The organism is Streptomyces alkaliterrae, from assembly GCF_007097205.2.
In the GTDB taxonomy this organism is placed as follows: domain Bacteria; phylum Actinomycetota; class Actinomycetes; order Streptomycetales; family Streptomycetaceae; genus Streptomyces; species Streptomyces alkaliterrae.
The window spans coordinates 1-7,607 of sequence record NZ_VJYK02000268.1 but is presented as its reverse complement, the minus strand read 5'-3'; the positions used below and the strand labels follow the sequence as shown (position 1 = coordinate 7,607).

Here is a 7,607-nt window from a genome sequence, read left to right as displayed (position 1 = left end):
ACCGCCGCGCGGGCGCCGCCGCCCGCGCACCCCCGCCGAGTTCCCGCATCAGCCGGTCCCCGACCCGACGCCGCCCGCCGAACGGCAGGTCCTCGTCGGCCACCCCCGGTACGAGCGCCCGGATCGCCACCCGTTCGTCGTCACTTCCATGCCGCTTGTCGTCGACGGCGGTCACAGCGCTCCCTCCTGAGTGATGTCGGTACGGGCCGCACGCGGCCGCGGCGCCCGCCCGGGGCGCCGCGGCCCGTCCGCCTCCACACCGCTTGTCCGCCGCAGCCGGGCCCGCGCCCGCGAGAGCCGCGAACGCACAGTCCCCACGGGCACGCCGCACGCCTGCGCCACCTCGGCGTGCGACAGTCCCGACCAGGCGTACAGCAGGATCACCTCGCGGTCCGCCCGCGACAGCCGGCCCAACGCGGCGAGCGCCGCCGCCGCCCGGCCGTCCCCGCCCAACCGGTCGACGACCGCGTCCGCCGGGTCCGGCTCGTACTCGGGCGGCGGCAGCCGACCCATCGCCTCCCGGTGCCGCCGCGCCGCCCGGCGCGTGTTGCGGATGACGTTCGTGGCGACGCCGAACAGCCACGCACGCCGGCTGTCGACGCCGTCGAGCGTGGCGCGCAGCCGCCACGCCTCAAGAAAGGTGAGGGAGACGACGTCCTCCGCGCCCGCCCGGTCGGCGGTCATGCGGACTGCGTGCGCGTACACCGCGTCGGCGTGCGCCTCATAGATCTCCGCGAACAGTTGATGGTCCACACCAAAGAAATGTCCGCTCCCCGAAGACCGTTGCCGTGACCCCGCTCACACCCCGCGCAGCATGGCGTGGGAGGCGCGGCGGCTACCGCGGGTCCGGGCACCGCTCCTTGCCGCGCGGGCATGTCAGTAGCGTGCGAACGATGATCCGGCCGGGTTCGTAGTAGCCGACATAGGCGTCCTGGCCGAGTTGCAGCATGCGGTGCGCGTGCTTCAGGTGCAGTTCGACGGACAGCCCTCCGGGTACCGGCGCGTGTTCCCTCAACTCCTCGGCCAGCCAGGCGTACGCCTCGTCCGCGTGGTGGTAGGTACCGACGAGCATCGTTCCGGGCTTCCGGAACCAAGCGTCCAACTCCCGTGGCATCACCGCTCTGCTGTCGTCGCGGGCTTGGGAGTCCGGTGGGATCTCGTGGCCGGTGTATCCGTAGGCGTGCCAGTGGTGCACAGGGCCTCCCGAGGTCCTGGTGGCCGGCCCCACCTATCGAGGGGCCGGCCGATTCGCAGGGGACGTACTACTCGCGGCCGCAGCCGGTGCCGCTCCCGCAGTCCGGTTCCTCGGCCGGCGGGGTCGTGTCGTCGATATCCGGCCCCTCGTCCTGCGGGTCGAAGGGCAGCGAGCGGAGACGGATGCGCATAGGCTCCTCCGTGTAGGTGGTTGCTACCTGCGATCCGCCCCGGCCGGTCCTGCCAGGGATGTGCGGCCGGGGCGGGCTTGCGTGAGCCAGCCAGCGGTGATCACTCGACCGCTGAACAGCCCCGTCTCTACGGCTTCGCGCCGAGCACGATGAGCAGCAGCAGTCCGGCCAGCAGCAGGCAGTAGACGACCTGCGCAGCCAGGGCATGCTCGACACGGCGACGTCTACGGCGACTCACCGGGCGGCCTCACCGTCGGCGAACGCACGCCGAAGCTGTTCCGCCACGCAGGCCACCGCGACCGCGTAGACCAGCTCCGGGGGTAACTCGACCCACCTCTGCCAGATCGCGTCCTCGTGCGGCCCCTCATGTCCGGCCGGCCGGACACACGGCAGCCGCGATACGACAAGCGGCACCGTCTCCAGCCACCTCGGCCGACACCGCCCGCACAGCTCACCGTCGGCGCTGTCTGCACTCACCGCGCCCACGCCCACGGCCCGTATCGCGTGCCGGACAACGACACCCAGCGCGGAAGCGGCCGTTCGACGGACACGGACACGTAGGGACGCACGAGCCGAGACGCGTCCCCGTCCAACGGCCCGGTGTGGTCCACCCGACCCCCAACCGGCCAGCCGCCCCGAGCGACGACAATCCGATGACTCAGCGCCACACGCCTCATCACGGCGCCCCCTTACGCGCCGGCTGCGACACCCGGGCGTCGTCGAACTCGCCGTGCCCGTAAGGCAAGCACGTCGTGCAGGCGCGATGGGACCAGCCAGGTCCGGTGTTCTGGTCGACGATCGCGACAGTTCGCACCGACAACTCGGCGCGCTCACAGCGGTCGCAGAGATCGCGCATCAGCGCTCCTCCCAGTCGCCTGGACGAACACAGTCCGGGCGGCGACAGGCCCAAGCACCGCGCACACGGTGAGCGGCCTGAGTGAGGTTTCGGCACCTGTCACAACGCCTCAGCGCCTGGGCAGGAGGACTCATACGCGTGGTCACTTCCCTTCTATGGTCATCCGGCACCGCTGACCGTAAGGGGGGTGACACAATGCGTGAGCACGCGAAGTGCGTGCCTTCTTGACGGAGGTCGCCGTGCACGACCAGGTTGGACGCCGAATCGCATATTGGCGTGAGCATCGTGGCCTGACTCAGGCTGAGCTCGGCCGCCTGATGGGGCAGAGTCGCCGATGGGTGCAGGACCTGGAGGGCGGGCACCGGCAGACGGATCCCCGGTTGTCCGTACTACTGAGAGCCGCCGTAGCACTGCGCGTGCCGTTGGCGCGTCTCATGGCGGACGAGCCCGCTAACGCCGAACCCACGCCTCCACCAGAGGTATCCGCGCTCGCTGACGTCCTCGTCACTCCCATCCCAGATGGCGAGGGGGTGCAAGTAACCGCTCTTGAAAAAAGGATCACGTACTGCTGTCAGGCCTGGGCCGCCGGTCACTACACGGCCGTGGCACGGGAACTTACGGCCGTGCTGCCTGTTGCGCACCGTACGGCTGAGACGACTTCCGCTGCCGCTGTACTGCTCTCGCGGGCCTACCAGCTGTCCGCCTCGCTGTTGTTCAAGTTCGGAGCGGCTACGCGCACACCCGCCGTTCTCGCCGCAGACCGGGCTCTTGCCGCCGCACAGCAGGCAGGCGATGCAGTCGCGATGGGCGCTGCCGCCCGCCGTGTTACTCGGGGCCTGATACACCAGCGACGCTACGCTGCGGCTGTCGGCTACGCCACGGACACCGCCACCACCCTCCGCCCCGATCTCGAACGCCACGGCCCTGCCGGGCTGTCCACCCTTGGCATGCTCTACCTGGTGGCGGCTGTGGCTGCCACCGGCGACGGGCGGTCACAGCACGCGATCTCCACAGCGACCGAACAGCTTGAAACCGCCCGGGAGGTCGCACTGATCGACGAGCGATCCGGCGACTTCACCGAGTTCGGGCTCACAAACGTCCAGCTACATGAAGCCGATGTGCTGCTGCGTCTCGATGACGCCTGGTCGGCGCTGGAGACCGCGCGGAAGATCGAACCGCAAGCGGTCAGGAAACTCAGCCGCGAGCGGCAGTCCCGCTTCCTGATCACCACGGCCCGCGCGGCGGCCCTCACCCGTCGGCGCGAGGACGCAATCCGCGACCTCCTCAACGCCGAGCGACTCGCACCCGAGGAGTTGAGAAGGCCCGACGTGCTCCGGCTCGTCGCCGAACTCCTTGAGCTCGTGCCCACACCCAGCGCGAAGTTGACCGGACTCGCACGCCGTTGTGGACTCCAGACATGACCACGCCTGTGCTCTACCTCATCGCGACTGCCGCCGGACCCGCCGAGTACGTCGATGACGGCGTGCGCGCGGCGCAGGCCGACGGGTGGAACGTGTGCCTGATCCTCTCGCCGACCGCTGCCCGCTGGTGGGAGCCGCGGGTCGGCGAGTTGGAGACGCTGACCGACCATCCCGTACGGTCCCGCTACACCCTGCCCGGCGAATCCGGCGGCCTCCCCAAGGCGGACGCCATGCTGGTCGCTCCCCTGACGACGACCAGCGCATGCAAGTGGGCCGCCGGCATCACCGACACCGTCGCACTCGGCATCCCCGCCGAAGCCGTCCACCTCGGCGTCCCCGTGATCGCCATGCCGTTCTGGTCAACTGCCCTCGGAGCTCAGCCAGCCGTCGACCGGGCGGTGCAGACGCTACGCGACCAAGGCGTGCACGTCGTCTTCGGACCCGGCGAGCCGCACGCCCCCAAGCAGGGGAACACCTCCCGCTTCCCGTGGCTGCTAGGCATCAACGCCGCACGTGAGGTGTCTAGCCAGTAGCTTGGCGCGATGCCGGGGTTCATCGCCCGGCAGCGCGGCAAGGCGGAACGCTGGGATCACTCCGGGTGCTGCTGCGGGCGCACCGTGGAACCGATCCATCTGAGGTAGGCGGCCGAACCTGCCTCGATGGGGGTGGCTGTGACCTCCGGGTTGTCCCACGGGTGGTGTTCGAGGAGGTGTGCTTCAAGTTCGGCGTACCGGCCGGTCGGCCCGGGTCTTCAGGAGTAGTTGCCACTCCTCGCCCGTGCCGAACTCCCCCTGGTGCCAGAAGGCCGACGTCACCGACTCGACGAGCTGGGCCCCACCAGGTCCCGCTGGTCGAAGACGCGATGGGCAAGCAGGCCGCGGCCCTGCTGCTGCAGCTGGACGCCGCCTGCGAAGCAGTCGCCGATCTCGGCGAAGCCACGGAGGAAGCCTTCCGAGCCCACCCCGACGCCACGATCATGCTGAGCTTCCCCGGCATCGGCTCCCAGATCGGCGCACGGATCCTGGCGGAGATCGGCGACGACCGCACCCGGTTCGCCACCGCTGGAGGGCTGAAGGCATACGCGGGCGCGGCCCCCATCACCCGCGCCTCCGGCAAGCGCCACTACGTCGGGCGCCGGTTCGTCAAGAACAACCGGCTCAACCACGTCGGCCACCTCTGGGCCTTCGCCTCTCTCGGCGGCTCAGCCGGCGCAGACGCCCACTACCGGCGCCGACGGAGCACGGGGGACTGGCACATGCAGGCCCTGAGGCACCTGTTCAACCGCATGCTCGGCCAACTCCATCACTGCCTCTTGGCACGGGTCCCGTTTGATGAAGCGATCGCTTTCCCGGCAGTGCCCCAACCAGCAGGAACAGCCACCGCGTGAAGCAGAACGGGGCAGCTTGTCCCAGGGCGGCGGGGGAGACGATCATTCGGTCATGAGACCCGAAGTGCAGACGTTCGTTGCCGACGGACCGCTTCCCGACTGGGACGCGAGTGAGGAAGAGATCGACCGGCGTGAACGCCAGCTGACGGCGATCTCCCGCCCAGTCACGTCCGAAGAGGCTGCCGCCCTGGCCGCCTGCTTCGGCCCCGACGACTGCTACGGCGTTGCCTGGACGCTCGTGCACCTGATCGAGACGGCTCCCAATCCGGTGCCGCCGTGGGAGGATCCGGGTGCCGAAGCTGGCGACTGGGCCGAGGTTCTGCGCGGGCGATGGGGCGGCGGACCCGCTGCCGCTTGACGGCTTAACTACATGAGGTGTCTTTCCGGGGGCCGCTCTGGCTCCCATCCCGTTCCGCGTGCTTCCTACTGCCGCGGGAAGTCCCGGGGCCCTGGAGCCCCGCCTACGGCACCGCTCCGTGCGCCCAGGGGCGGCCGGACCATCGCGTACGGGTTGACGTCCTGCCGTTCCTTCGTAGCGATGAACGTGGCACCAGAAGTGGGGAGTTGCGCGACGGTATGCTGTTTTCTCCAGTTTGCTCGACGGCTCACGAAGATTGCTGGTGCTTTCTCCTGGGCTCGGTCAGACCCCGTGGTGCCGAGCTGAGGCCTCGGACCATGCTGTTGGATCACCACCCTTTGGAGGGGAGAGCGTCCATGGCTCGTCAGCTCCGCTTCACCGGCACAGACAGCAAGGTCGACGGCTGCCCCGCCCTGCACACTGACGAGGGCACCGGCGAGATCATCGTTCAGGGCACACCCATCACCGACCCGGAAGACCTCGCGCAGCTCCAGCACTTCGGGGCGAACGAGGCAGCGGTGGCCGTGCCACGCGAACTGCTTGTGAACTGGGGACCGAAGGAGATGGAGAGGGTGCCGGAACTCGTCGACCGGGCCACCTTCCGCCGTCTGTTCGAGACCTTCCAGCACACCGCTTGGCGGCTGGAGACCCGGCGTGGCTACGCATCCGACCGCGAAGACCCCGACTTTCAGGCGTTCTTGGCCACCGGCTCCGCGCCCTGCGACCCCGACGAGCCCTGGTTCGTCAACATCAAGGACCAGACCGAGGCAGGCAAGACGGTCGGTCGGGTGCGCGTCGCCGACAACCCGATGACCACAGAACAGCGGTTCTTGCTCGACTACGCCCGGCACAACGCGGCGGTCGGCGAGGACATCCGCTACCTGTGGCGTGAGGAGGCCGCCGACCTGCCCGCCGAAGACTTCTGGATCTTCGACTCACGGTTGGTCGCGCTGCTGCACTTCGATGACGCCGACAACATCGTGAACATCGAGCTGGTCACCGAACCGGCTGAGGTCGTGCGGTACGCCATGGTCCGTGACGCGGCGATGCACCACGCGGTGCCGTTCGACCAGTTCGCCGCGCAGGTACCCCCGACCGAATGACGCGCGACCGGTGAGCACTGACTATCAGCAAGCAAGGGTGGCCCTGGGGGCGCGGCTGCGCGAACTCCGGTTCACCTGCCCTGGTGGTCGGCTCACCGGTCAGCAGCTTGCCCAGCGGCTCGGCTGGCCCGGCTCCAAGGTCAGCAAGCTGGAGAACGGCAAGCAGACGGCCACTCCCGAGGACCTCAGGGCGTGGGCCGACGCGACCGAGCAGCCGGACGTGTACCCCGAGCTCGCCGCCCGGCTGGCGGGGTTCGAGTCGCACATCAGGTCATGGCGTCGCGCGCTGGCGAGCGGCTTCAAGCCGCTGCACGAGGGGCTGAGCGCCGAGATCGACCGCACGTCGGAAATGTGGGTCTGGGAAGAGTCGGTCATCGCCGGTCTGATGCAGACTCCCGAGTACGCGCGCCATGTCATCCAGCGCTATTCCGAACTGCTCGGCGGAGCCAGCGACATCGAGGAAGCTGTGCGTTCCCGGGTGCAGCGGCAGGAGTGGCTTTACCGGTCCGGCCGCAAGCTGCACGTCCTGATGTGGGAAGCGGCATTGCGGTCGCTGATCTGTCCGCCCTCGGTGCTGTCCGCCCAGCTCGACCGCCTTGCCGGCATGCTCGGGATGGACACGGTCGAGCTGGGCGTCATCCCGTTCACGGCCTCTGTCAAGATCGTGCCCGCCAATGGCTTCTGGGTACTCGATGACCGCCTGGTGGTCGCGGAGGACTGGCACGCCGAGATGTGGTTGGACGACGCCGACAACATCGCCTTGTACTCGAAGGTGTGGAAGACCCTCAGCGAATCGGCCGCGTACGGAGCCGACGCCCACAACGTCATCAACTCCGCACGCCGTGCCCTGAACCTGCGTTGAGCCGCGCGGGCGTGCCCTTTTGACCTACCGGGGGAGTTCCCGGTTCGGGCTTCTGCGGCGGAACCTCAGCCGGACCCTGTGTCCAGGGGGAGCTGATCGCGGGAAGCGGGCTCGGGGGCGTTCTAGGGTGGTGGGATGTTTGTGGGTCGGTCGGTGGCGTTGTACGTGTTGGCGGCGTTGTGTGAGATCGGGGGCGCCTGGTTGGTGTGGCAGGGGGTGCGGGAGAACCGGGGGC

At 69.1% G+C, this 7,607-nt stretch carries 11 protein-coding genes and 3 pseudogenes; 7 read left to right on the top strand and 7 right to left on the bottom strand.

Annotated elements, in window-relative coordinates:
* Positions 1 to 171 precede the first annotated feature (171 nt).
* The 5 genes from FNX44_RS20945 to FNX44_RS20930 all read right to left on the bottom strand — a co-directional run bounded on the left by FNX44_RS20945 (position 172) and on the right by FNX44_RS20930 (position 2,241).
* Positions 172 to 753, bottom strand: a complete 582-nt coding sequence (locus FNX44_RS20945) for an RNA polymerase sigma factor (protein WP_143650143.1) — start codon at positions 751 to 753, stop codon at positions 172 to 174.
* Positions 754 to 835: 82 nt separating this feature from the next.
* Positions 836 to 1,195: a hypothetical protein gene (locus tag FNX44_RS20940; RefSeq protein WP_143650141.1), complete on the bottom strand. Its 360-nt coding sequence runs from the start codon at positions 1,193 to 1,195 to the stop codon at positions 836 to 838.
* Between the two features lie 67 nt (positions 1,196 to 1,262).
* Positions 1,263 to 1,385 carry a hypothetical protein gene (locus FNX44_RS29550; protein ID WP_267129479.1) on the bottom strand — a complete coding sequence of 41 codons (123 nt, stop codon included), beginning with the start codon at positions 1,383 to 1,385 and terminating at the stop codon, positions 1,263 to 1,265.
* Between the two features lie 234 nt (positions 1,386 to 1,619).
* The gene (locus FNX44_RS20935; RefSeq protein WP_153507552.1) at positions 1,620 to 1,862 is read right to left on the bottom strand and encodes a hypothetical protein; all 243 of its coding nucleotides are present in this window, start codon (positions 1,860 to 1,862) and stop codon (positions 1,620 to 1,622) included.
* Positions 1,863 to 2,061: 199 nt separating this feature from the next.
* The gene (locus FNX44_RS20930; RefSeq protein ID WP_153507551.1) at positions 2,062 to 2,241 is read right to left on the bottom strand and encodes a hypothetical protein; all 180 of its coding nucleotides are present in this window, start codon (positions 2,239 to 2,241) and stop codon (positions 2,062 to 2,064) included.
* Between the two features lie 212 nt (positions 2,242 to 2,453).
* On the opposite strand from FNX44_RS20930, the gene FNX44_RS20925 reads away from it, so the two are divergent.
* Both FNX44_RS20925 and FNX44_RS20920 read left to right on the top strand, forming a co-directional pair.
* Positions 2,454 to 3,662, top strand: a complete 1,209-nt coding sequence (locus FNX44_RS20925) for a helix-turn-helix domain-containing protein (RefSeq protein WP_323369539.1) — start codon at positions 2,454 to 2,456, stop codon at positions 3,660 to 3,662.
* The gene (locus FNX44_RS20920; RefSeq protein ID WP_143650138.1) at positions 3,659 to 4,195 is read left to right on the top strand and encodes a flavoprotein; all 537 of its coding nucleotides are present in this window, start codon (positions 3,659 to 3,661) and stop codon (positions 4,193 to 4,195) included. The genes FNX44_RS20925 and FNX44_RS20920 overlap by 4 nt, the downstream gene beginning before the upstream one ends.
* A gap of 56 nt (positions 4,196 to 4,251) precedes the next feature.
* On the opposite strand, the pseudogene FNX44_RS29745 reads toward FNX44_RS20920, so the two are convergent.
* Positions 4,252 to 4,344, bottom strand: a pseudogene (locus FNX44_RS29745) (hypothetical protein); the annotation flags it as partial.
* 34 nt (positions 4,345 to 4,378) lie between these two features.
* Positions 4,379 to 4,477, bottom strand: coding sequence for a divalent-cation tolerance protein CutA (locus FNX44_RS29740; protein WP_323369541.1), 99 nt, complete (start codon positions 4,475 to 4,477; stop codon positions 4,379 to 4,381).
* A 23-nt stretch (positions 4,478 to 4,500) separates the two neighbouring features.
* Here FNX44_RS29740 and FNX44_RS20910 point away from each other — a divergent pair.
* From FNX44_RS20910 to FNX44_RS20890, 5 genes and pseudogenes are all read left to right on the top strand, one after another.
* Positions 4,501 to 5,049: pseudogene (locus FNX44_RS20910) on the top strand (transposase); the annotation flags it as partial.
* A 52-nt stretch (positions 5,050 to 5,101) separates the two neighbouring features.
* Positions 5,102 to 5,407, top strand: a complete 306-nt coding sequence (locus tag FNX44_RS20905) for a hypothetical protein (RefSeq protein WP_153507549.1) — start codon at positions 5,102 to 5,104, stop codon at positions 5,405 to 5,407.
* 356 nt (positions 5,408 to 5,763) lie between these two features.
* Positions 5,764 to 6,510, top strand: coding sequence for a DUF6879 family protein (locus tag FNX44_RS20900; protein ID WP_143650137.1), 747 nt, complete (start codon positions 5,764 to 5,766; stop codon positions 6,508 to 6,510).
* 10 nt (positions 6,511 to 6,520) lie between these two features.
* On the top strand, positions 6,521 to 7,372 hold the full coding sequence (locus FNX44_RS20895; protein ID WP_143650136.1) for a helix-turn-helix domain-containing protein: 852 nt from the start codon (positions 6,521 to 6,523) through the stop codon (positions 7,370 to 7,372).
* 135 nt (positions 7,373 to 7,507) lie between these two features.
* Positions 7,508 to 7,607: pseudogene (locus FNX44_RS20890) on the top strand (YnfA family protein); the annotation flags it as partial.